This window comes from Streptomyces stelliscabiei (assembly GCF_014873495.1).
Classification (GTDB): domain Bacteria; phylum Actinomycetota; class Actinomycetes; order Streptomycetales; family Streptomycetaceae; genus Streptomyces; species Streptomyces bottropensis.
In genome coordinates this window covers 3,907,187-3,929,798 of record NZ_JADBGF010000001.1, presented here as the reverse complement: position 1 = coordinate 3,929,798, position 22,612 = coordinate 3,907,187, and the positions used below count along the sequence as shown (strand labels likewise).

Below are 22,612 nucleotides of genomic sequence, written 5' to 3'. Positions count from 1 at the left end.
CAACGGCTAACTGAATGAGCTGAGTTGCCGGTGCGTGATGAGGCAGCAGGTGAGTTTGAGGAACGCTTCGTGTATGTCGGCTCGTCGCTCCCAGCGGATGCGTAGGCGTCGGAAGCCGTGGAGCCAGGCGAAGGTCCGCTCTACCACCCACCGGTAGGTGCCCAGGCCGGTGCCGTGCCCGGTGCCCCGGCGGGCTATGGCCGGCACGATGCCGCGAGCGCGGACCTGGTCGCGGTAGATGTCGTGGTCGTAGCCGCGATCGGCGAAAAGTGAGTCGGGTCTGCGGCGGGGACGTCCGACGCCGCCGCGGAGCGGTGGAATGGCGTCGAGCAGGGGCAGGAGCTGGGTGACGTCATTGCGGTTGCCGCCGGTCAGCAGGACCGCGAGCGGAGTGCCGTGCCCGTCAGTGATCAAGTGGTGTTTTGAGCCTGCCCTGCCCCGGTCCACCGGCGAGGGGCCCGTGTGCTGCCCCCTTTTAGCGCCCTGACGTAGGAGGAGTCGACCACGCACCGGGACCAGTCCAGGCGCGAGGCCGCGTTGAGCTCGGCGAGCAGCACTTCGTGCAGTCGCTGCGACACGCCGGCCTCGTTCCAGTCCCGCAGCCGGCGCCAACAGGTCATTCCCGAGCCGAATCCGAGATCCTTCGGGAGGTACTCCCACTGGATACCGGTGTGCAGCACGTACAGGATCCCGCACAGCACCTCCCGGTCCGGTAACGCCTTGCGACCCGGGTATCGGAACCGCCGCTCGCGCCGCGGCAGCAGCGGCTCCAGGCGATCCCGCAGCTCATCCGGCACGATCCATGGCGATGTCCCCACACCTGGCCGAACGTTCAACTCTCGCTCGGGACACGGCCATCAGCGCCGAACCACCTTCTTGTGTTAGCTGTTGTAACCCGGCAACCAGACGATCCCAGCTGTACGACAGCGAATTACCACAGCAACTGCCAGTATCAGACGTTGGCTCCCACGGAACCTGATGCGACGGGTTCGGTGGCCGAACGTAGTTCGTCGAACTCCTTGAGGCGGGGTGCCTCTAGCCAAGCCCAGGCCCGGCAGAGCCTTTAGTCAGGCTCTTTCGTAGTTACCTTTTCAACCTGCGTTAAATTGCGGCCAGTTGAGACCGAGTGTAGCGTTATGAATGCTTAGCTCTGCACCGGAGGGCAGCCCAATGGGTGGCATGACGAATCCCCGAACCGTCCTGACGCAGGCAAGCCAAGGTCCTGTACCGGAGAATTGGCGGGTTTTCACCAAGAAGCGGGGGAAGCTATCCGGCTTCCTGCGCGGAACATCTGATGACCCGGATCCGCTGCTGGTCATCACCCCTGACGAGGTCATCGAGTACAAGGACGAACGCAAGCCGCTGACTATTGTCAATTTCTGTGATCTAGCTGGAATAACGCTGAAAGCGACCGCAAGTACCTCCTCCGGGAGCATGCTCGCGGATCTTGACGTGTGGGTGGACCTCAACTATCGCGACGGTCGGAAGGGGAAATGGCAATCCATATCCTTTGCGGACGACCTGCAGACGATTCAGGGGTTCATTGAGGCGTACGTTGTCCACAAGGCGCTTCAAGGGCGCTACTGACCTCTGGCGCCACATGGATCGCCTGCTCAGGAGACGCCTTATCCGCGAGTGGCCGCCCGCGTTGATGTCAGAAGTGGATGTCAAGGCCCCGGACCATGATCGGTCCGGGGCCTTTTGGCTGGTGCCCCCGGCAGGATTCGAACCTGCGACACCCGCTTTAGGGGAGAGGCTGGAGAACCCTCGGGCTGACCTGGGACTTCGATACCGGGTGAGGTGGCGGGCAACGCGAGCGTGAGACACCCTCGGTGACCGACGCGGGCGCCGTGAACTTCCGTGAGTACGCCGAGAAATGGGTCGAGGAGCGGGAATTGGCCGTTCGCACGGTTGACCTGTACCAACACCTTCTTCGGCTCTACATCCTCCGGGCCTTCGGCGCGCTCGAACTGGAACGAGATCACCGCCCCTCGCGTCCGCGAATGGCGCGCTGAGCGGCTGCGGACAACAAGTGCCAAGACAACCGTCGCCAAGGCGTACAGGCTGCTCAAAGGCGTCATGGAGACGGCCTTGATGACGACCTGATCAGCCGCAATCCGTGCCGGATCAAGGGCGCGGGGAAGGAGTCGGCGGCTGAGCGCCGGATCGCCACCGTCGCCCAGGTCGACGCACTTGCCGACGCGATCGGTATCCGTTGGCGTCTCATGGTCTACCTGGGCGCCTACGGACCGATGCGGCCCGAGGAGCTGGCCGGCCTTCGGCGCCGAGACGCCGACCTCGACAATCTGGTGATCCGCGTCCGTGCCGCCGAGCCTGAGCGGACCAACGGCAAGCGCGCTCCCGGTGCCACCAAGTCCGACGCGGGTGCCCGTCTTGTCGTGCTTCCCGCCTTCCTGGAGAAGGACGTGAAACGCCACCTCGCCTGGTACGCGGAGAAGGGGCCTGATGGCCTCGTTTTCGTCGGCGAGAAAGGGGCGGCCTTCCGCCGTACGTCCTTCGGGCGGAAATGGCGTCGTGCCCGACTGGCAGCGGGTCTGCCGGACGGCTTCCGCTTCTACGACCTTCGTCACACCGGACACACGCTGTCGACGCGTTCCGGCGCGACGCTGAAAGACACCATGGTCCGGGCCGGGCAGTCCTCCGAGAAAGCCGCGCTGATCTATCAGCACTCCGACGACGAGCGGCAGCGTGAGCTGGCGGCCGGGCTCGACGAGATGGTGCGCGCCGAGCGTGCGAAGCGCCACAAGGACAACTCCGCGCACCACAAGGAGGACGATCACTTGTTGACCTCGGCGGTGCACTTGGTCCCCGGGCATGAGCAGCTGGAGCCGGGCGGTCCCGCGCAGCTCGTTCACCAGCAATGCCCTGTCCACCAGGGCCGGTTCCCCATCATGCACCCATGATGCAATGGTGTCGGGGCACCGTTTTAGGAGTTCGATCCGGGCCGGCTGCGGCTGCGACCGTCGGCTGGTGCGACGGCCGGACAGAGTTGCTGGTGTATGCCCCCGTCCGGCGTCGTTGATGTCACACGTGGATGTCAGAAGCCTTCTGATCTGTAGCTCTGGAGAGATCGGTCATTTGAGGTCATGCAGGCTCCGGGGAGGGCTTTGAAAGCCAGTGCTGGGCGATGGCGGTTGCTGGGCTTGCTGTTCAGCTGGTTCCGACCGGGGTGAGGTCATTGAGCGGGGACAGTTCGAGTGGCCTGCTGGGAGGTGGCGACGAGGCGTCGTTGGCCGCCCGGCTGCACCCTGACCGACACTCTTACGTCGTCTGGGACTGAAAGAGCGAGCTGGCAGGCACGGATTTGCTGGCCAGCGCCCTCGGATCGTGGCTTCCCCTGCCATAGGTACAGCCGTAACACGCGCCGTGTCAGAACGTGCGCCGAGACCCTCGAAGTGGATTCGCTAGAAACCTACAGGACATACTTCAAGTCCGAGTGCCCGAGCCTTTCGAATTGCCTCGATCGCTTCACTGTCGAACTTATCTAAGAAGTCGTTGGCTCGGTCCTCGTTTCCGTTCTCGGCCCAGTCGACCGCGACCTGGAAATGGCGTCCGGCCGAATGAGCAATATGGTAGGTGTCGCGGATCTCGCCTCCTGCGATGGGAGGAACATCCACTGCATGCCATGCAGCTAAGGCTTGGAGGATGACATCCCTCCGCTTCTTCATGTACTCGTGATACACCTCTCCCTGTTCCTGCCAAGGCTCATCACCAAGTGCCTTAAGCGCAGGAATGGAGCGGCTGCAAGCCTCGTCCGCCTCCTGTACGTAGCTACTAGTGAGCCATGCTTTCACCGTGTGGTTAAAGATGGCGTCACCGAAAAGAACTGTGATTACCGCAAGGGCGAGAGGTATCGCCACCAGCGGGTTTCGGTACCAGGGCCGCTCGGATGTCGGGATGGGATCGGGTACTGGTGTGGGCGTAGGCTCCGGAGTGCCGGAGCTCCCCCCTGCGCCGCTGCTCATGGAAGCCTTTCCGTTACTCAACCCTTTGCAGAGGAGGGTAGCTGACCCTCAGCTATTTCAGCCAGACTCCGTTTTTACGCAATCGTTTTTTCGGGAAGATGATCAAACCTTTGCCTCAGTAATCCCTGGTGCCTCAGAGTCAACAAAGAGTTAATTTGTAATGTGATGTACTCATCTTCGGTCGAAATCTGAGCAGAGGAAGACGCCGAAGGCATGCCCGTCCGCAGTGTGGAAGCTGCGGTCTGGGCGCGGTCTTTCGCTTGTCTGGCTCAGGGCTCTTCGTACGGAACTGCTGGCTGGAAGGGCGTTAGAGGGTTGCTTGGCTGGTCGCTCGGCCGTCGAGGAGTAACGGTGTCATCTCGCACCGGGGCACCGGGGCACCGGTGCACCGGCCTTCGGCCCTTCAGGACGTGGCAGCAGCGTGCCCGAGTAGTCATCGGCTCCGACAAGCCGGACGCGGAGATCGCCGCCGACATCTGGGATCTGCCCGACGGACTGCGTCCGACTCCGGTCGTCGTCCTGGTCGACGAGGTTGCCGAACTCGCCCTGTACGCCAGCAAGGAGAAGGAGAAGCGGCGGGACCGGATCATCACCGCCTTGGTGCGTCTCGCCCAGCTCGGCCGCGCTGCCGGCATCTACCTGGAAATCTGCGGACAGCGCTTCGGCTCTGCACTCGGCAAGGGCATCACCATGCTCCGCGGGCAGCTCACCGGCCGTACCGCCCACCGTGTCAACGACGAGTCCTCGGCGAATATGGCCTTCGGCGACATATCCCCGGACGCCGTCCTCGCTGCCATCCAGATTCCGGCGGAGATGCGAGGAATCGCCATCGCGGGCGACTCCTCTGGAGGCTGGCACCGCATCCGGGCTCCGCACACCTCGCTGCGCCAGGCCGTGAACCTCCGCGACCGGCACGCTGACCGGACCCCGGACCTGCCCGAGCTGGCGCCGTTCCGGCCCGCTCTCCCCGGCCCCGCCGCAGCTGCTTCCGTGCCGTCGGCCAAGCCTTCTCCGGCCACCGCCTGATCTCTCGCTCGCCCCCATCGGTCGGCGTGACCGTCTTCGCGCCAAGTCCCTACCCCGCCATGCCTGATGAAGGGAGAACTCGGCATGTGCCCGAACTGCGAGGACTTCGCCCGGACCGTGCTCCTCCTCGGTCAACTCGCCCTGTACGCCGACATGGGCGGCGCCGACCTCGACTTCGTGGAAGCGGTCAGTACGTCGCTCGCCGTCTCGTTGCCCGAGCCGCCGCCTGGCATGTTCCCGTCCGGCGACGACCTCGACGGCGGCCCCACCTACTCCGGTGAGGACTCCTGATGGGCGCCCGTCACGGCCTCCGTGTCGACGCGGTGCTGGTTCAGGCCGTGATCGCCGGTGCCCTGTCCTTCGCCCACCTGCACGACCTGGCCGCCGCTGCCGGACAGAACGGCTGGAAGGCGTGGGCCTACCCGGTCAGTGTCGACCCGCTCCTGGTCGCGGCCTGGCGGCGCTTGCGCAGTGAGGGCGGGCCCGTCCCGGCTGGCCTGGTGCTGGTTCCTCATCGCCCTGTTCGCCTCGCTCGGCGCCAATGTCGCTACCGCCGGGTTTCTCGACCTGGCCGACCCGCCCGCCCTGCTCCGTGTCGGCATCGCCGGGTGGCCCGCGCTCGCCTTCCTCGGCGGAACGCTCCTCGCCCACTCGTCGGCCGCGGAGTCGGAGGCGGCGCCGATTCCGCCGGCACGCGTCCCGGACACCCCGGACGCCGAGCCCCGGCTACTGGAAGCAGCCGTGCCCGAGCCTGACGCGGTCCCGTCTCCGGCTCCCGCCTCGATTCCCGCGCCGCCGGTCCGGCCGCGTGGAGGACAGCGACTGCACGCGTTCTTCGCCACGCTGTACTACTGCGCTCTGCGACCGGAGGAAGCCATAGCCATGCGAGTGCAGGACGTGACGCTGCCCGGCCCCGACGGCGGGGACCAGTGGTGCGAGCTGCTGAGCCACACGGCGACTCCGGAGGTCGGCAAGCAGTGGACCGACACCGGAGAGATCCACGAGGAACGCGACCTGAAGGGCCGTGCCGAGGGCGAGACGCGCACCGTGCCAGGGCATCCCGCCCTGACGCGCATCCTGCGGCAGCACATCGAGGACGAACAGCTCAAGCCGGGGGATCTGCTGTTCCAGGGAGAGGCAGGCGGCATTCTCGCGGGCTCGGTCATCCGCCGGGCGTGGCGCAGCGCCCGCAAGGCCGTCCTGCTCCCGCACGTCTTCGACTCGCCCACAGGGAGGCGGGTGTACGACAACCGGCACACGCGCCTCACGAAGTGGCTCAATGACGGAATTCCACCCGCACAGGTGGCCGAATGGGCCGGGAACAGCGTGCCGGTCCTGCTGGCCGCATACGCACGGTGCGTCGAGGGTCAGCTGCCTGACCTGAAAAGGCGCCTGGAGGCCGCTGGAGACCTGCCCGAGCCGGCCGACGGAGACTGAGGCTTCTCGCCAAGAATTTCGACACGTATTCGACAGGGTCACCCGCGAAAACCCGGTGACAGCCGGACAGCCCCGGACCCTCCCCTTGATCGTCGGGGGAGGGTCCGGGGCTTTGTCGTGGCGAGCGGTACCCGCTGTGACCAGCAAAAAACCCTCCCAAAGGGAGGGTGGAGACTTGCGCCCCCGGCAGGACTCGAACCTGCGGCCAAGCGCTTAGAAGGCGCCTGCTCTATCCACTGAGCTACGGGGGCCGGGTGTGGTGGCCTCTGTCCTGGTGCCCGGGTGTGGGCTGATCCGTGACGTTGCCGGGGACAAGGATAGGGCTCCCGAGTCCTTGACCCTGTTGCTTCGCCTCCGTGGCTCAATGTGGAGGTTCGGTGAAGCGGTCCTGATAATCGCAGGCAGGTACGAATCGTGCACCTCTTTTGGCGCCTCGGGCCTCGCATGTTGTGCACTCGTTATGCCTGCGCCCCTCTCGTCCCCTCCGTCCCCCTGTGTCCGGTCGGCGCGCAGGCGTGCTCATATGCTTCAGAATATTCCCAAAATTGGGCATTCTTCGCATGTGGTGACCTTGGACGTACGGCCTCAGCTGCTCGACGCGCTCTCCGCCCTGCGCGACCGTGTCGCCGCCGCGCGCTTTCCGCTGCCCCTGGCAGGGGCTCCGCGCGCGCGTGCCAACCGCGACGAACTGCTCGCGCAACTCGACGACTACCTGGTGCCCCGGTTGCGCCAACCCGAAGCGCCGTTGCTGGCCGTCATCGGGGGGTCGACCGGAGCCGGCAAGTCCACTCTCGTCAACTCCCTGGTGGGGCGGAAGGTCAGCGAGGCCGGTGTGCTGCGGCCGACGACCCGTACGCCCGTCCTGATCTGTCATCCCGAGGACCATCACTGGTTCAGCGGGATGCGCGTCCTGCCCAACCTCACGCGTGCGTGGGCGCCTCCGCGGGAGCCCGGTCAGGATCCGGACGACGAGTCGTTCCCGCCGGGCGGGGACGGCGGCAAGGAGGGTGAGCGCGTCCTGCGCATCGAGACCGCCGACAGTCTCCCGCCCGGTCTCGCCCTCCTCGACGCACCCGACGTCGACTCCCTGGACGCCGACAACCGCGTACTCGCCGCGGAACTGATCTGCGCCGCCGACATCTGGGTGATGGTGACCACGGCCTCCCGCTACGCCGACGCCGTGCCGTGGCATCTGCTGCGGTCCGCGAAGGAACACCGGGCGACCCTGGTCACCGTGCTCGACCGGGTGCCCCACCAGGTGGTGTCCGAGGTCTCCCGGCAGTACGGGGCGCTGCTGACCAAGGCCGGGCTCGGCGACGTGCCGCGGTTCACGGTGCCCGAACTGCCCGAGTCGGCCTGGGGCGGGGGACTGCTGCCGGGTACCGCCGTCGCACCGCTGCGGGCCTGGCTCGTCCAGCAGGCGACCGACGCGGGGGCCCGGCACGAGACCGTGGCGCGCACCGCGCACGGGGTCCTCGACTCGCTGAGGTCCCGGATGCCCGAGCTGGCTGGCGCGGCGGCCCAGCAGTACTCCGCCGCCATGCGGCTCACCGCCGCCGTCGACACGGCCTACGACAGCGAGCACGCGCGCGTGAAGGGGCGTCTGCAGTCGGGGGCCGTGCTCGCGGGGGACGCCCTCAAGCGGTGGCGCAGCTATCCGCTCGACTGCACTGCCGGTGAACTGCTCGACGCCCTCGTCGAAAGCCTCGGCACCCTGCTGCTCTGTGCCGTCACCGCCGCCGACGAGCGGGTCGGTGAGGCCTGGCGCCGCGAACCGGCGGCCGTGGACGCCGGGCTGACCGAACGTGACGCCCTGCGCGAGAGCGTCGAGGACCGGATCGGGATCACCGTACGACGCTGGCGGCGCGTCCTGGAGGAGTACGCCGAGGAAGAGGTGCGCGACCTCGACCGGAGTGTGGCTCCGGACGTGGAGGCGGTGGCCGCGCTGGGCGCCACGGCCCTGCTGGGCGGACGGCGGGCCCGGTCCGCGGGTGAGGGCCTCGCCGAACGGATCGGGGCGCACGGCGCGCTGCGGCTGCGCGACCGGGGCGGACGGCTGCTCACCGAATACCTGGAGCGGGCCCTCGACACCGAGCGCGAACGCCGTCTCGCCCCCCTCGACGCACTCGACGTACATCCCGAACCACAGGCCGAACTCATCGCCGCCCTGTCCGTACTGCAGAAGGAGAGGTGACCGCCGTGACCGCCGTCACTGACCACACGGATCAGACCGGAGACGACGTCCCCGACAAGGGTGACGACAGGACGGGCGACAGGAGGGGTGACAGGAGGCCCGTGGACGGCGGGGCCGGCCGTCCCCGCGACACGGGTGCCGGGGCCGCGCGGCCGAGGAACCCCGACGGCGGGCCGTCGGAGAGGGTCGGTGGCGCGCGGTTCGAGGAGCGGCGCGCGGTGCCGGACCGGGCCGCCGGTGAGCCTGCCCGGCCGAGCGAGCGGCGTTCCCAGGGGGAGGGGGATGACAACCGCGTCCACGCGCGCGTGCCCGAGCGGTCCGGCCCCGGTGGTGCCGCGCCCGGTGATCGGTCCGCCGACCGGGCCGGTGATCGATCTGGTGATCGATCTGGCGATCGGCCCAGGGATTCGTCCGGTGATCTGTCCGGTGATCCGTCCGCGCGGACGGAGTCCGGTGACCCCTGGGACGACGGGCTCATCGCCCGGCGTGCCACCGAGGCGGGCGCGGGCGAGCGGGCCCCGGGCGTGGAGACCAGGGCTCCGGTCGTCCAGCCGGTCATCCCGCTCGCGTACGACGGACGCCTCAGGTCGCGGCTCGACGCGCTGCGGGAGCTGGTGGGGCAGTCCCGCACACGACTGGACAGCACGACCCTGGCGGAGGCCGGACGGGTGCTGGACGAGGCCGCCGCGCGGCGCAGGCTCTCGGGGCAGCACACGGTCGTCGCCATCGCGGGCGCCACCGGCAGCGGCAAGTCGATGCTGTTCAACTCCCTCGCGGGGGTGACGATCTCGGAGACGGGCGTACGCCGGCCCACCACGGCCGCGCCGATCGCGTGCAGCTGGAGCGACGGCGCGGCGAGCCTCATCGACCGGCTGGGCATTCCGGGCCGGCTGCGGCGGCGGCCGTGTCAGAGCCCGGAGGCGGAAGCCCAGTTGCGTGGCCTCGTGCTGGTGGATCTGCCCGACCACGACTCGGCGGCGGTGCAGCACCGGGAGCAGGTCGACCGGATCCTGGCGCTGGTGGACGCGGTCATCTGGGTCGTCGATCCGGAGAAGTACGCCGACGCCATCCTCCACGAGCGTTATCTGCGGCCCCTGGCCGGTCACGCGGAGGTCATGTTCGTCGTCCTCAACCAGGTGGACCGGCTGCCCGGCGAGGCGGCCCACCAGGTCCTCGACGACCTGCGACGACTGCTCGACGAGGACGGGATCGCGCTGGGGGAGCACGGCGAACCGGGCGCCACCGTGCTCGCGCTGTCCGCACTCACCGGGGACGGCGTGGGAGAACTGCGCGAGTCCCTCGGGCAGTTCGTGGCCGAGCGGGGCGCGCCCGCCCGCCGGGTCCGCGCCGATCTGGACGCGGCGGCCGCGCGGCTGTGGCCCGTGTACGCCAACCAGCGGCGCACGGGGCTCAGCGAGCGGGCCCGGGACGAGTTCGCCGCGCGGCTCGCGGACGCCGTCGGTGCCGCCGCCGCGGGCGAGGCCGCCGAACGCGTCTGGCTGCGCCACGCCAACCGTGCGTGCGGTACGCCCTGGCTACGGCTGTGGCGGTGGTACCAGGACCGGAGCGAACCCCCTACGGGGCGGCTCGCCCTGGCGGCGCCCGTGGACGAGGAGGCCACCGCCCGGCAGCGCGTCGAACACGCCGTACGTACGGTGGCGGAACGCGCCGCGGCGGGGCTGCCCACACCCTGGGCCCAGGCGGTGCGCGAGGCGGCCGTACGCGGGGCGCAGGGGCTGCCCGAGGCGCTGGACGAGCTGGCCGTGCGGGTCGGGGCGCCCACGGGACGGCCGCCGCGGCCGGGCTGGTGGCCCGCCGCGGTGCTCGCGCAGGCGTCCATGACCCTGCTCCAGGTCGTCGGCGGGCTGTGGCTGCTGGGGCAGATCATCGGCTTCATGGCACCGAACCTCGGGGTGCCGGTGCTGCTGATGGTGATCGGCATCGTCGGCGGCCCGGCCGTCGAGTGGGGCTGCCGGCTGGCCGCACGCGGTCCGGCGCGGCGGTACGGCCAGGAGGCGGAACGGCGGCTGAGGGAGGCCGCCGCCGGGTGCGGACGGGCGCTGGTGCTGGATCCGGTGGCCGCCGAACTGCTGCGGTACCGGGAGGTGCGGGAGCAGTACGGGCGGGTGCTGGGGGCGGCGCCGGTGGGGTGAGGCGCGGCTCCGGCGGGGTGAGGCGCGGCTCCGGTCGGGGCGGTTCACCCCGTCGGGTGACGGAGTTGTCCACAACCGGCGGGTAGTGCACAGGGCTCCGCGGGCTCGGCCCGGCGGCGGCAGTCTGAACGGGCGGCGATCACAGCACCGCCGCACGACAGACGCAGCAGCCGTACGGGACGGGCCCGTACGCGTGTCCGTCGGCGCCGGCCTCGGTGCCGACGTCGAGGAGGGGTTCGCGAGATGAACGAGACGATGGTGTGCGTGGTGGGGAACGTGGCGACCCAGCCGGTCTGCCGGGAGTTGTCGACGGGTTCGTCGGCCCGGTTCCGGCTGGCGGTGACCTCGCGGTACTGGGACCGGGAGAAGAACGAGTGGACCGACGGGCACACCAACTTCTTCACGGTGTGGGCGCGGCGCACGCTCGCGGCGAACGTGGCCTCGTCCGTGGCACTGGGGGATCCGGTGGTGGTGCAAGGGCGGTTGAAGGTGCGCACCGAGCAGCGGGACGGGCAGAGTTGGGCCTCGGCCGACGTCGACGCGGTCGCCATCGGGCACGATCTCTCACGGGGCACCTCGGCGTTCCGGCGGACGCCCAGGGGCGAGACCCCGGCGGATCGGTCCCCGTCCCAGCCGGAGCCGAACTGGGAGACACCGCCACCCGGCGGCCCGCTCGATCCCGCCGCCGAACTCAGGCCGGAACCGGCCGGGGTGACGTGACCTCAGGCCGTGGCGGCGCGGTCGTGGGAGATCGGCGTACGCGTGGTGAAGGCTCCGTGTGCGAAATCGAGGGATTTGTCGACAAGGGCTGTTCACGAGCGGTGCAAGCGATAACGATTCCGATTCGGATCGGTTGTCCGACGATACGACTGGGAAGAGTGGTGCGCCTCGTCCCTAGGATGCCGGGCATAGCTCACGGGGCTTCTGATTCTGCTGGTGGGACCACAACCCCCCACGTCAACGGGTCCTGCTCGAAGGGAAATTCTGTGCTTTCTTCGTTCTCGGCGTCGTTCTCCGGGTGGTCCGGGTGGGCCGCGCGCAGGCGAGGGGCTGCCCGCCTCGCCGCCGTGTCACTCGCGTCCGGCCTCGTCGTCGCGGGCGCGGTCGTCTCGGCGGGCTCGGCCGCCGCCGACGACACGGCGCCGAGTTCGGGCGGGGCGACCGCGACCATAGGTGGCCTCAAGACGTACGGCACCGCCGTGCTCCGGACCGAGGACGGCCAGGAACAGCAGCTGCCCGCAGGGCTGTTCGAGATGTTCGTCGACGGCGGTGGCACCCTGCAGACCTACTGCGTCGACGTCCAGAACCCGACGCAGAAGGACGCCGAGTACCGGGAGACCCCCTGGAGCGGCACCTCCCTCGGTGCCAACGAGCAAGCGGGCAAGATCCGCTGGATCCTGCAGAACTCCTACCCGCAGGTGAACGACCTCGCGGCGCTCGCCGGCAAGACCGGGGCCAAGGGCCTCACCGAGGAGGACGCGGCGACCGGCACGCAGGTCGCGATCTGGCGGTACTCGGACGGGGCCGAGGTGACGGCCCTGGACCCGGAGGCGGAGAAGCTCGCGGACTACCTGGAGAAGAGCGCGCGGAACCTGGCGGAACCGACCGCCTCCCTGACCCTCGACACCTCGGCGGTCTCCGGCCGGCCCGGCGAGCGGCTCGGCCCCGTCACGGTGCACACCACCGCGGACGCCGTGACCGTGACCCCGCCCTCGGACGCGACGGCGGACGGCGTGCGGGTCGTCGACGCGAAGGGCGAGGCCGTCACCTCGGCCGGGGACGGCGGCGAGCTGTACTTCGAGGTGCCCGAGAAGGCCGCGGCCGGCTCGGCCGAGCTGACCGTGGAGGCCTCGACCACCGTGCCGGTCGGCCGCGCCTTCGCCTCCGAGACCCGCAGCCAGACCCAGATCCTCGCGGGCTCCAGCGAGTCGACGGTCTCCGCGACGGCGACCGCGCACTGGGCCGGGAAGGGCGCGATACCGGCGCTGTCCGCCGAGAAGAACTGCGCCGCGGGCGGCCTGGACCTCACCGCCGCCAACCAGGGCGACGAGCCCTTCACCTTCGAGCTGATGGGGATCACCTACACCATCGAGGCGGGCGAGACCCGCACGGTGACGATCCCCTTGCAGGAGGACCAGGCGTACGACTTCACGATCGAGGGGCCGAACGGCCTCGCGAAGCAGTTCCGGGGCGTGCTGGACTGCAGGACGGAGACCGCGGCCGGCGCGGACGGGGAATCGGTCCAGACGCTGAGCGAGCCGAGCCCGGCGACGGTGGGCGGCGGCGAGGCCGCCGACACCGCCACCGACCTCGCCGAGACCGGCAGCTCCGGCGCCACCCCGGTGATCGGGGGCCTCGCCATCGGACTGGTCGTGATCGGCGGCGCGGTGATGATCCTCCTCCGCAAGCGGAATCCCTGAGCGGAATCCCCGAGCTGAACCCGTGAGCGGAGCCCGTGGCGGAGCCAGTGAGCGGAACCCCTGGACGACCCCCTGAGAGAAAGTGCTCCTTGGCAACTCAACAGTGAGTGACCGCGCGATCACGCACGCGTGCGATGCGGCCCCGGTACGCCCCCAAGGCGCCGGGGCCGCGTCGTTCGTCCGGGGGGCTTCACCATCCGGTTTCCGTCGAGGGCTGGCCGTGCGGCAAGATGGGTGGTACTGCCCACTGCCAGATTTCAAGTTGCCGGACGGTTTCTCTTGGCTGAGTACATCTACACGATGCGCAAGACACGCAAGGCGCACGGCGACAAGGTGATCCTTGACGACGTCACGCTGAGCTTCCTGCCCGGCGCGAAGATCGGTGTGGTCGGTCCGAACGGTGCCGGTAAGTCCACCGTTCTCAAGATCATGGCGGGTCTCGAGCAGCCCTCCAACGGTGACGCGTTCCTGTCGCCCGGCTACACCGTCGGCATGCTCCTGCAGGAGCCGCCGCTGGACGAGTCGAAGACGGTCCTGCAGAACGTGCAGGACGGCGCTGCCGAGATCATGGGCAAGCTCCACCGCTTCAACGAGGTCGCGGAGCTCATGGCGACCGACTACTCGGACGCGCTCCTCGACGAGATGGGCAAGCTCCAGGAGGACCTGGACCACGCCAATGCCTGGGACCTGGACACCCAGCTGGAGCAGGCCATGGACGCGCTGGGCTGCCCGCCCGGCGACTGGCCCGTCACCAACCTCTCCGGTGGTGAGCGCCGCCGCGTCGCGCTGTGCAAGCTGCTGCTCGAAGCCCCCGACCTGCTGCTCCTCGACGAGCCCACCAACCACTTGGACGCCGAGTCCGTGCAGTGGCTGGAGCAGCACCTCGCGAAGTACCCCGGCACCGTCGTCGCCGTCACCCACGACCGGTACTTCCTCGACAACGTCGCGGGCTGGATCCTGGAGCTGGACCGCGGCCGCGCGATCGGCTACGAGGGCAACTACTCCACCTACCTGGAGACCAAGCAGACCCGTCTCAAGGTAGAGGGCCAGAAGGACGCCAAGCGCGCCAAGCGGCTCAAGGAAGAACTGGAGTGGGTCCGCTCCAACGCCAAGGGCCGCCAGGCCAAGTCCAAGGCCCGTCTCGCCCGTTACGAGGAGATGGCGGCCGAGGCCGACAAGATGCGGAAGCTGGACTTCGAGGAGATCCAGATCCCGCCGGGCCCGCGCCTGGGCAGTGTGGTCGTCGAGGTCGAGAACCTGAGCAAGGCCTTCGGCGACAAGGTCCTGATCGACAACCTCTCCTTCACGCTGCCGCGCAACGGCATCGTGGGCGTCATCGGCCCGAACGGCGCCGGCAAGACGACCCTCTTCAAGATGATCCAGGGTCTGGAGGAGCCCGACTCCGGTTCGATCAAGGTCGGCGAGACCGTCAAGATCTCCTACGTCGACCAGAGCCGCGAGAACATCGACCCCAAGAAGACGCTGTGGGCCGTCGTCTCCGACGAGCTGGACTACATCAACGTCGGCCAGGTCGAGATGCCCTCCCGCGCCTACGTCTCCGCGTTCGGCTTCAAGGGCCCGGACCAGCAGAAGCCGGCCGGGGTCCTCTCCGGTGGTGAGCGCAACCGCCTCAACCTGGCGCTCACCCTGAAGCTCGGCGGCAACCTGCTCCTCCTCGACGAGCCGACCAACGACCTCGACGTCGAGACCCTGTCGTCGCTGGAGAACGCGCTCCTGGAGTTCCCGGGCGCCGCGGTGGTCATCTCCCACGACCGCTGGTTCCTGGACCGGGTGGCGACGCACATCCTCGCCTACGAGGGCGAGTCCAAGTGGTTCTGGTTCGAGGGCAACTTCGAGTCGTACGAGAAGAACAAGATCGAGCGGCTCGGCGCCGACGCCACCCGTCCGCACCGCGCCACCTACAAGAAGCTGACCCGGGGCTGATCGATCTTGCGGCACATCTACCGCTGCCCACTGCGCTGGGCGGACATGGACGCGTACGGCCACGTCAACAACGTGGTCTTCCTCCGCTACCTGGAGGAAGCCCGTATCGACTTCTTGTTCCGCCCGGAGAAGGACTTCAAGCAGGGGTCCGTGGTGGCGCGCCACGAGATCGACTACAAGCGACAGCTCGTGCACCGGCACAGGCCGGTGGACATCGAGCTGTGGATCACGGAGATACGAGCGGCGTCGTTCACGATCACCTACGAGGTCAAGGACCCCGAGCAGGTCTACGTCCGGGCCTCGACGGTGATAGTGCCGTTCGACTTCGCGACCCAGCGGCCCCGCCGGATCACCGCCGAGGAACGCGAGTTCCTGGAGGAGTACAGGGACGACGAGGAGAGGGCCGTCGCCGCATGACGGTGCTCCACCTCGCCGACGAGGGGGAGGCGGCGGATCTCGCGGCCTTCCTCTCCCGGCTGCTCCACTACGACCGTGGGGCCGCTGTGCGCCTCCAGGTGGCGGGCACCGCGCTGGCCGTCTTCGGCCGGCCTCCGTCCTTCGAGGTCCTGGCCATCCGCTCCGCGCGCCTGGCCAAGCCCTACGAGAACGGGCTCGACGTCACGCTCGACGTGACCGTGTCGGCCGGTGAGCTCCTGGAGTCCGTCGACGAGTCCGCGGGCACGGCGGTCGTCCCGGAGGCGGTGACCGGGCCTCCGTGGGCCGGGGTGCTCCCCCCGCGTGGTGGCTGGCGGCCGGAGGCGGGGCTGCCCGCGCCGGACGCGTTGCGGGCGATGGTCTCCACGGCCGTACGCGAATTCCGCTCCCGCACCGAGGAGCTGGCGCCCGAGCGGCGTACACGGGCCGAACTCGACCGGATCGGGCGGGAGATCTGGTCCCGGACGGTCGGGGACACCCCTCTGCCGGTGCGTGCCGTGCACGCGGCCCAGTCGCTCGGCTTCCTGCGCACCGCACGGACGACGCCCGGCGCGCCCGAGCAGGCGACGCCGGGACTGTTCTCGTCGGGCGCGTGGCTGCGGCTGCGCACCCCGTACGGGTCGATCGCCGTGCGCAGGGCGGGACTCGGGGCGTTCGACGTCAGCGTCCGCTGACCCCGCGCCGGCGCGGCCGGCTCAGCCCGGGGCGTTCACCATCGAGGCGGCGGCGTACGTCAGGTAGTTCCACAGGATGCGCTCGTGCTCCTCGGAGAGCGACAGTTCGTCGACGGCGTCGCGCATGTGCTTCAGCCAGGCGTCGTGGGCGGCGCGGTCGACGGTGAAGGGGGCGTGACGCATGCGCAGCCGGGGATGCCCGCGGTTCTCGCTGTACGTGGTGGGGCCGCCCCAGTACTGGATCAGGAAGAGGGCGAAGCGGTCCTCGGCCGGGCCCAGGTCCTCCTCGGGGTACATGGGGCGCAGGATCGGATCCTCGGCGACGCCCTCGTAGAAACGGCGCACCAGGCGCCGGAAGGTCTCCTCGCCACCGACCTGCTCGTAGAAGGTCTGCTCCTGCAGCGTGCCGCGCCGAATCTCGTTCACGTCACCCATGGTCTCAGACGCGTGGGAGGAGGACTGGAGGCTTAGGACCATCCCACGGCGGACCGGGAGCACGGGCCGGTCGATTCCGGACCGGTGCGGCGTGGTACTCGCCTCCGGGGGCGTCCGGCCGCACAGTGGAGGTATGGGCACGCGCGCTGTGGACCACGACCTGGAGCGTCTCGCCGCCGAGTCCCGGTCGGCGCTGGTGCGCGAGATCGAGGCCAGTGGAGCGTGGGACGCCGACCCGGTGTGGCGCAAGGCCTTCGAGAGCGTCCCCCGGCACCTGTTCGTGCCCTACTACTACGTGAGCGCCAGGGGCGGCTTCGAGCGGCTGTGGGGCGAGGAGCGCGACCCGCGGCGGCGCGACCGCTGGGTGCGCGGCGCGTACGCCGACGCCCCGCTCGCCACGCGGCTGCGCGACGGGCGGCTGATCTCCTCCAGCAGTCAGCCCTCGCTGATGGCGAAGATGCTCGCCGAGCTGGAGGTGGAGGACGGCGACCGGGTGCTGGAGATCGGTGCCGGCACCGGGTACAACGCCGCCCTGCTCGCGCACCGACTGGGGGACGACCTCGTCACGACCGTCGATCTGGACGCGGACATCACCGAGGCGGCGCGCAGACATCTGGACGCCGCCGGCTACCACCCGACCGTCGTCACCGCGGACGGGGCGCGCGGGGTGCCCGAGCGGGCGCCGTACGACCGGATCGTCGCGACCTGCACCCTGCCCTCGATCCCGCGCGCCTGGCTCGCCCAGTGCACCCCCGGCGCACGCATCCTGACACCCCTGGCCACGGGGCTGGTACGGCTGCGGGTCGAGGACGCGGAGCAGGCCGAGGGGCGCTTCCTGCACACGTCTGCGTACTTCGTACCGCTGCGTGGGGGCAGTGAGCCGGAGGCGATGCATCCGCACCTCGGCGGGCTGCCGAGCCGCGCCAGGGACGACGAGCTGTTCCGGTTCCTGCTCGCCCTGACGGCGGGGAGCCTCGACCCGCACGAGGCCCTCGCCCTGTGGCAGCGCGAGGGCATGCCCTCGCGTGAGCGCTACGGCATCACGGTCCGCGGCGACCACGCCTGGGCCTGGCTGGACGACCCGGAAGGGCCGTACGCCTGGCCGCTCCCGGACTGAGGACGCGGCCCCCGGCGCGATCCGGAGCCCGAGAGAGGGGCCCGAGAGAAGGGTCAGGGCCGGCCGAAGCCGCTCGGCCGGCCCTGACCTCTCGCTGGTGGGGCGGGTCAGCCCCGGCGGATGGTGATCGTCGTCCACGCGCCCACGTGTACCCGGTCCCCGTCCTGGAGGGGGATCGGGACGAACGGCTGGATGGGCTCCTCGGAACCGTTGACGGTGGTTCCGTTGGTGGAGTTCTGGTCGACCACGGCCCAGCCGCCGTCCGGCTGCTGCACCAGCACCGCGTGCTGGTGGGAGACGCCCGGGTCCTCCGGCGGCACCGACAGATCGATGTCCGGGACGTCACCGGTGGAGTGGCGACGGCGCCCGATGGTGATCTGGTTGCCGGTGAGGGCGCGCCGCTGCTCCGGGGAGTAGGCGGGCAGGTTCAGGCCCGCCGCCTCGGGGCCCGAGCGCTGCATCATCGCCATGAAGTAGTCGCGGTCCGGGCCGATGGTGGCGCTCCAGGACGTCGGCGCCTGCTGGTACGCGGGGCCGGGCGGGGCCTGGGTGGCACCGGGCTGCGGGTAGCCGTAGCCACCGGGGCGGGCGCCCGCACCACCGTGTCCACCGGGACCGGCGGGCCCACCGTGTCCACCGGGGCCGGTCGACGGCGGGGAGATCACCCAGTCGTCATCGGCACCGAAGGCGGGGCCGCCACCGGGGCCCTGGCCGGGGCCGCCGGGCTGCGGTCGGCGGGTCTCCTGCGGGAAGGCGGGCGGGGCCGACGTCCCGGCCTGCTGGAACGCCTGCTGGCCCCCGCCGGGGCCCCGACCGTCGGGACCCTGACCACCGGGACCCTGACCACCGGGGAAGCCGGGGCCGCCGGGCCCGCCAGGTCCACCCGGCGTAGGGCCGGGCGGAGGCGGAACCGGTCGGGAGGGATCGCCGCCGAAGCCCGAGGGGCCGGGGCGTGAGGGGTCACCGCCGAAGGCAGAGGGCCCAGGTCGTGAGGGATCCTGGCCGAACGCGGACGGACCGGGCTGGCCGGGCTGGCCGGGCCGACCCGACTGCCCCGGACCGGGCTGGCCGGGCTGCCCTCCGGGCCCGCCACCGAACCCGGAGGAACCCCCCGGCCCCGACGGGCCACCAGGTCCACCGGGACCCCCCTGACGGCCGGGGCCGCCGGGGCCACCAGGCCCACCGGGCCCGCCGTACCCACCGTTTCCGCCCTGACCGCCGGGTCCGCCCGGACCGGACGGATCGCCGCCGAACTGGGGTCCCGGCGGGATCGGCTCGGCGGGGCGGTTCATCTGCGAGGGCCGGGAGCTCTGGTAGTCGTACCCGTCACCGCCGCCGTAGGACGGCGGAGGCGGTTGCTGCTGCTGGAACCGGAGCGCCGGGTTCCCGCCGGGGCCCTGACCGCCTCCGGGGCCCTGACCGGGGCCGCCTCCGGGGCCCTGACCGGGACCGGGGCCGGGACCGCCCGGACCCGCGCCGGGGCCGGGTGCCGACGGCCGGGGCGCGGCCGGGGTGTACGTCGTCGCGGTGTTGGTCAGGAAGTTCCACCGGCACTCCTCGCAGAAGGGCGCGCCGCCCTCGCGGGGGGTGCGGCACTGCGGGCAGAGTTCCGGCTGGGCGGCGAGGTGCGGGCGTCCACCGGGACCCCCCGGGCCCCCGGGGCCCGGACCGCCCGCGCCCGGAGGCGGCGGAGGGGAGCCGGGCGGCGGGTATCCGTAACCGGCGCCCGGGGGCGGCGGTGGTGGCGGCGGGGGTACGGCACCGGCCATACGGTGACCGCAGACCTCGCACCAGTCGTCGGAACCCGACTGGTGTCCGTTCGGGCAGGTCGGCATGTCGGCGCTTCCCCCTCTCCTTTCCGACCTCGCGGCCGGTTCCTGTGGCCACGACGGGCCGGTGTGGCCGGTTCTGTCCGGATTCCCGGTGGGGAAGCCAGGCTGACGCGCGGCGATGCTTCGGGTTGTTTCTACCTACTTCTTTACACGAACAGTCTTTGTCGACCGCGTTTCGAGAGTCATCTCGTCGGCCTCCGTGACCTTCGCCTTCAGTCGCACAGTACCTGTCGCCGCATCGACCACGTCCACCACCTTCGCAAGCAGTTTCGCAGTATCCGCGTTCCCCGACGCGCTGGCGAGCTGTACGGCCCGTCCCAGCTTGGCCGTCGCTCCGTCGAAATCGCCGGATTTGCGAGCGTCCAGCCCTTGTTGGATGACCTGTGCCAGTTCGGCCTGACCTGTGTAGTGCGCGACCTGGGGGTTGATCGACGTGGACGCGACCATGTCGTCGGTCCACACGGCCTTCACCAGACCCTGGGCGCCGAGGTTCTGCGCGGTTCCTCCGTCGGGCTGGGGGATGACCAGGGAGACGCGGGCGGCCAGCATCTCCTGGCCGAGGGACGCGGCCGGGACCTCGACGCACACGTGGTAGTCGCGGGACTCGTCCCCCCACGAACCGGTCGGGTAGTCGCCGGCGCGCGGCCCGGCCTCGGTGCGACGGTCGGTCAACTCCACGACGGTGGGCGCCACTTGCTTCACGAACTTGATCTGGGTGCCGACCGGGGTCCACAGCCGCAGGGCGACGTCCGCGACCTCCTTGCCCATGGCCGTCTCCATCATCTGCGTGAAGTCGGCGGAGAGGGCGGCGGGGTCGGCGACGATGTCGGCGGTGCCGAGGAGCGCGGAGGCGATCTGGGTGACCTCCCTGACCTCCCAGTCGGTGCCCACTCCACGCGCGTCACACGTGAACCGCCCGGAACAGGCCTCCAGCGCGGCCTTGAGGTCCTCCGGCGACTCGTGCTCGTTACGGCCGTCGGTCAGCAGGATGCCGTGACGGATGGCGACGTCCGCCGAGGCGAGCAGCCGGTCCGCGAGCTTCAGCCAGGTGCCGATGGCGGTGCCGCCGCCCGCGCTGAGTCGGCGCAGCGCCTGCTTGGCCTGGTCCCGGGTGGCGGAGTCGGCGACCGCGAGCCGGCCGCCGCCGGGATAGACCTCCCGGGCCACATGGGTGCCGTCGATCACCGCGAAGTGGACGCCGTCGCGCAGGGTGTCGATCGCGGCGGCGGTGGCGTCCCTCGCGTTGCGCATCTTGGTCGGCGGGTAGTCCATCGACCCCGAGCAGTCGACCATGAGCGCCACGGCGGCGGACGGGCCCTGGCCCGGCGAGTACAGGTGCGGCGCGGCGACCGCGCTGCCGATGGTGCCGCCGCCGGTCGCGCTGACCGTCACGATGGCGTTGACCTCACGGCCGCCCTCGGGCAGGTACTCGTTCTGGTACACCTCGACCGAGAACTGCGGCACGTTCGACTTCGAGAATTTGGCCATGCCTACTCTGATCCCCCTAGCAGCACCACTGTTGGCCCCACAGCCCGTGGGGTGATGACTGTGCGTGCCTGTCCCGGACCGGTCCCCTCCGGTCCGTCGGCCCTTTCCCGTCCGGCCGCCGAGGCGCCCGCGAACATCCCGCCCGCGAGCACCCTCAGGCCGATCCTGCCCCCTGAGGCGGGGCCGGGAACGGCAGGACGGCCACTGTTACGTTGTCGTGGCCCCCGCCGTCGAGGGCCCGGCCGACCAGCACCTGCGCGCAGTGCAACGGCCGCTCGGCCGCGTCCAGGGGCACGGCCTCGGCCATCTCCTCGGCGGCCTCCGCGTAGTTCCACAGTCCGTCGGTGCACACCACCACTACACCCGGCCGGTCCGGTTTGAAGGAAGCGGTGTGCGGCTCCAGTTCGTACGCGTCCGCGCCGAGCCAGCCGGTGATCGCGTGGGCGCGCTCGTCGGCGTACGCCTCGGCCTCGTTCATCAGTCCCGCGGACACCATCTGCGCCGCCCACGAGTCGTCCTCGGTGAGCCGGGCCGGGGGCGCGCTGCGGTCCACCGGGACCCAGTAGGCGCGGCTGTCGCCGACCCAGCCGACGACGAGCAGGGTCGGGGTGATCACGGAGCCGACGATGGTGCACGCCGGGGCGTTCTGGTGCGGGGCGTGCTCCTGGGCCGTCTCCGGCTCCTCCGCCAGGGCGTTGACGGCGCTCGCGGCGGCGACGATCGCGTCGTGCATCGCCTGCTGCGGGTGGGTGCCGCGCGGCAGCGACTCCAGCACCGTCTCGTTGGCGGCGCGGGCCGCGGCGAGCGAGGCGTCGTCGGGGCGGGTCGCGGAGGACACGCCGTCGCAGACGATCGCGACGACCGCGGGGGAGCCGTCGGGCAGGGCGGTCGAGGAGATCGCGAACGAGTCCTCGTTGCGGTGGTGGCGCAGACCCCGGTCGCTGACCGCGGCGACCGCGCCCAGCTCCAGTTCCATGTGGTCGCGTTCGCGCGGCTGCGCGTGCCCGCAGTTCTCGCAGTAGCCGTCCCGGTCGACGTGGCCCGCGCGGCAGGCCACGCACACCTTCGTACCGGCCGGCGGGGTGGCGAGGTCGCCGGTGCGCGGATCCGGCGGCTGGGGCGCGGCCAGCGGGTACTCGTCGGGCTCGCGGGGCCGGTCGAACCGTACGCCCCGCCCCGCACCGGGCAGTTCGCCGCCGCCGGAGTCGGTGCCCGGGATGTCGGTGGGGCGGACCACCGGCGGCGGGGTGTCGGAGCTGGGCGGGGAGGCGAGCGGCCAGTCCACGGACGAGGCCGCGTCGGGACCGTCGCCCGCCGTCCCGTTCATGGTGAGGGTGGGATGGTCCTCCGGCGGTGCGGGCACCGCCGAGAGGTCATGGCCGCACGCACCGCAGAAGCGGTCGTCCGAAGCGAGGGGCCACTCGCAGATCGGGCACTTCGTCAGCGCGGTCGGCTGGGGCATCTGCGACAT

General features: G+C 70.5%; 16 protein-coding genes, 1 tRNA gene and 3 pseudogenes. 13 read left to right on the top strand and 7 right to left on the bottom strand.

Annotation, left to right across the window (positions count from 1 at the left end):
* Positions 1-6: 6 nt before the first annotated feature.
* A protein-coding gene (locus H4687_RS17330; protein WP_404819280.1) for an IS5 family transposase occupies positions 7-818 on the bottom strand; the annotation gives its coding sequence in 2 pieces (ribosomal slippage) (positions 7-480 and positions 483-818; 810 coding nt in all).
* Between the two features lie 361 nt (positions 819-1,179).
* On the opposite strand from H4687_RS17330, the gene H4687_RS17325 reads away from it, so the two are divergent.
* Both H4687_RS17325 and H4687_RS17320 read left to right on the top strand, forming a co-directional pair.
* Positions 1,180-1,587, top strand: coding sequence for a hypothetical protein (locus tag H4687_RS17325; protein WP_159026064.1), 408 nt, complete (start codon positions 1,180-1,182; stop codon positions 1,585-1,587).
* A 251-nt stretch (positions 1,588-1,838) separates the two neighbouring features.
* Positions 1,839-2,924: pseudogene (locus tag H4687_RS17320) on the top strand (tyrosine-type recombinase/integrase); the annotation flags it as partial.
* Positions 2,925-3,425: 501 nt separating this feature from the next.
* Here H4687_RS17320 and H4687_RS17315 read toward each other — a convergent pair.
* Positions 3,426-3,881: a hypothetical protein gene (locus tag H4687_RS17315; RefSeq protein WP_159026063.1), complete on the bottom strand. Its 456-nt coding sequence runs from the start codon at positions 3,879-3,881 to the stop codon at positions 3,426-3,428.
* A gap of 549 nt (positions 3,882-4,430) precedes the next feature.
* Between H4687_RS17315 and H4687_RS17310 the strand changes: the two are divergent.
* The 3 genes and pseudogenes from H4687_RS17310 to H4687_RS17300 form a co-directional block, all read left to right on the top strand.
* Positions 4,431-5,012, top strand: a pseudogene (locus H4687_RS17310) (FtsK/SpoIIIE domain-containing protein); the annotation flags it as partial.
* 66 nt (positions 5,013-5,078) lie between these two features.
* A complete protein-coding gene (locus H4687_RS17305; RefSeq protein ID WP_225966721.1) occupies positions 5,079-5,303 on the top strand; it encodes a hypothetical protein in 225 nt (74 codons plus the stop codon).
* Positions 5,303-5,813 (top strand): annotated as a pseudogene (locus tag H4687_RS17300) (DUF2637 domain-containing protein); the annotation flags it as partial. The gene H4687_RS17305 and the pseudogene H4687_RS17300, both read left to right, overlap by 1 nt.
* A gap of 814 nt (positions 5,814-6,627) precedes the next feature.
* Here H4687_RS17300 and H4687_RS17290 read toward each other — a convergent pair.
* Positions 6,628-6,700, bottom strand: a tRNA-Arg gene (locus tag H4687_RS17290).
* 272 nt (positions 6,701-6,972) lie between these two features.
* Between H4687_RS17290 and H4687_RS17285 the strand changes: the two genes are divergently transcribed.
* From H4687_RS17285 to H4687_RS17255, 7 genes are all read left to right on the top strand, one after another.
* Positions 6,973-8,643 carry a dynamin family protein gene (locus H4687_RS17285; RefSeq protein WP_046912940.1) on the top strand — a complete coding sequence of 557 codons (1,671 nt, stop codon included), beginning with the start codon at positions 6,973-6,975 and terminating at the stop codon, positions 8,641-8,643.
* On the top strand, positions 8,640-10,796 hold the full coding sequence (locus H4687_RS17280; RefSeq protein WP_050398208.1) for a GTPase: 2,157 nt from the start codon (positions 8,640-8,642) through the stop codon (positions 10,794-10,796). Before H4687_RS17285 ends, H4687_RS17280 begins: the two co-directional genes overlap by 4 nt.
* A gap of 243 nt (positions 10,797-11,039) precedes the next feature.
* On the top strand, positions 11,040-11,516 hold the full coding sequence (locus H4687_RS17275; protein WP_046915524.1) for a single-stranded DNA-binding protein: 477 nt from the start codon (positions 11,040-11,042) through the stop codon (positions 11,514-11,516).
* Positions 11,517-11,782: 266 nt separating this feature from the next.
* Entirely contained in the window at positions 11,783-13,216 is a 1,434-nt protein-coding gene (locus H4687_RS17270; RefSeq protein WP_167358619.1) for a Cys-Gln thioester bond-forming surface protein, read from the top strand.
* Positions 13,217-13,495: 279 nt separating this feature from the next.
* Positions 13,496-15,160 (top strand): energy-dependent translational throttle protein EttA, encoded by a 1,665-nt coding sequence (ettA, locus tag H4687_RS17265; RefSeq protein WP_078907145.1) that lies wholly within the window; start codon positions 13,496-13,498, stop codon positions 15,158-15,160.
* Positions 15,161-15,166: 6 nt separating this feature from the next.
* Positions 15,167-15,577, top strand: coding sequence for an acyl-CoA thioesterase (locus H4687_RS17260; protein ID WP_046915526.1), 411 nt, complete (start codon positions 15,167-15,169; stop codon positions 15,575-15,577).
* Positions 15,574-16,269, top strand: a complete 696-nt coding sequence (locus tag H4687_RS17255; RefSeq protein WP_046915527.1) for a hypothetical protein — start codon at positions 15,574-15,576, stop codon at positions 16,267-16,269. The genes H4687_RS17260 and H4687_RS17255 overlap by 4 nt, the downstream gene beginning before the upstream one ends.
* A 21-nt stretch (positions 16,270-16,290) precedes the next feature.
* Here H4687_RS17255 and H4687_RS17250 read toward each other — a convergent pair whose 3' ends face one another.
* A complete protein-coding gene (locus H4687_RS17250; RefSeq protein WP_046915528.1) occupies positions 16,291-16,704 on the bottom strand; it encodes a globin in 414 nt (137 codons plus the stop codon).
* 133 nt (positions 16,705-16,837) lie between these two features.
* Here H4687_RS17250 and H4687_RS17245 point away from each other — a divergent pair, with 133 nt between their 5' ends.
* The gene (locus H4687_RS17245; RefSeq protein ID WP_046915529.1) at positions 16,838-17,821 is read left to right on the top strand and encodes a methyltransferase domain-containing protein; all 984 of its coding nucleotides are present in this window, start codon (positions 16,838-16,840) and stop codon (positions 17,819-17,821) included.
* A gap of 107 nt (positions 17,822-17,928) precedes the next feature.
* Here H4687_RS17245 and H4687_RS17240 read toward each other — a convergent pair whose 3' ends face one another.
* The 3 genes from H4687_RS17240 to H4687_RS17230 all read right to left on the bottom strand — a co-directional run bounded on the left by H4687_RS17240 (position 17,929) and on the right by H4687_RS17230 (position 22,612).
* On the bottom strand, positions 17,929-19,656 hold the full coding sequence (locus H4687_RS17240; protein ID WP_078907146.1) for an FHA domain-containing protein: 1,728 nt from the start codon (positions 19,654-19,656) through the stop codon (positions 17,929-17,931).
* A 135-nt stretch (positions 19,657-19,791) separates the two neighbouring features.
* Positions 19,792-21,141: a vWA domain-containing protein gene (locus tag H4687_RS17235; RefSeq protein ID WP_046915531.1), complete on the bottom strand. Its 1,350-nt coding sequence runs from the start codon at positions 21,139-21,141 to the stop codon at positions 19,792-19,794.
* 154 nt (positions 21,142-21,295) lie between these two features.
* Positions 21,296-22,612 (bottom strand): PP2C family serine/threonine-protein phosphatase, encoded by a 1,317-nt coding sequence (locus H4687_RS17230; protein ID WP_046915532.1) that lies wholly within the window; start codon positions 22,610-22,612, stop codon positions 21,296-21,298.

Excerpts from the sequence above, each read along its gene's own strand:
- H4687_RS17325 (WP_159026064.1), top strand. The coding sequence starts at position 1,180 with ATGACGAATCCCCGAACCGTCCTGACGCAGGCAAGCCAAGGTCCTGTA.
- H4687_RS17305 (WP_225966721.1), top strand. The coding sequence starts at position 5,079 with ATGAAGGGAGAACTCGGCATGTGCCCGAACTGCGAGGACTTCGCCCGG.
- H4687_RS17285 (WP_046912940.1), top strand. The coding sequence starts at position 6,973 with ATGCTTCAGAATATTCCCAAAATTGGGCATTCTTCGCATGTGGTGACC.
- H4687_RS17275 (WP_046915524.1), top strand. The coding sequence starts at position 11,040 with ATGAACGAGACGATGGTGTGCGTGGTGGGGAACGTGGCGACCCAGCCG.
- H4687_RS17255 (WP_046915527.1), top strand. The coding sequence starts at position 15,574 with ATGACGGTGCTCCACCTCGCCGACGAGGGGGAGGCGGCGGATCTCGCG.
- H4687_RS17250 (WP_046915528.1), bottom strand. The coding sequence starts at position 16,704 with ATGGGTGACGTGAACGAGATTCGGCGCGGCACGCTGCAGGAGCAGACC.
- H4687_RS17245 (WP_046915529.1), top strand. The coding sequence starts at position 16,838 with ATGGGCACGCGCGCTGTGGACCACGACCTGGAGCGTCTCGCCGCCGAG.
- H4687_RS17240 (WP_078907146.1), bottom strand. The coding sequence starts at position 19,656 with ATGCCGACCTGCCCGAACGGACACCAGTCGGGTTCCGACGACTGGTGC.
- H4687_RS17235 (WP_046915531.1), bottom strand. The coding sequence starts at position 21,141 with ATGGCCAAATTCTCGAAGTCGAACGTGCCGCAGTTCTCGGTCGAGGTG.
- H4687_RS17230 (WP_046915532.1), bottom strand. The coding sequence starts at position 22,612 with ATGTCGCAGATGCCCCAGCCGACCGCGCTGACGAAGTGCCCGATCTGC.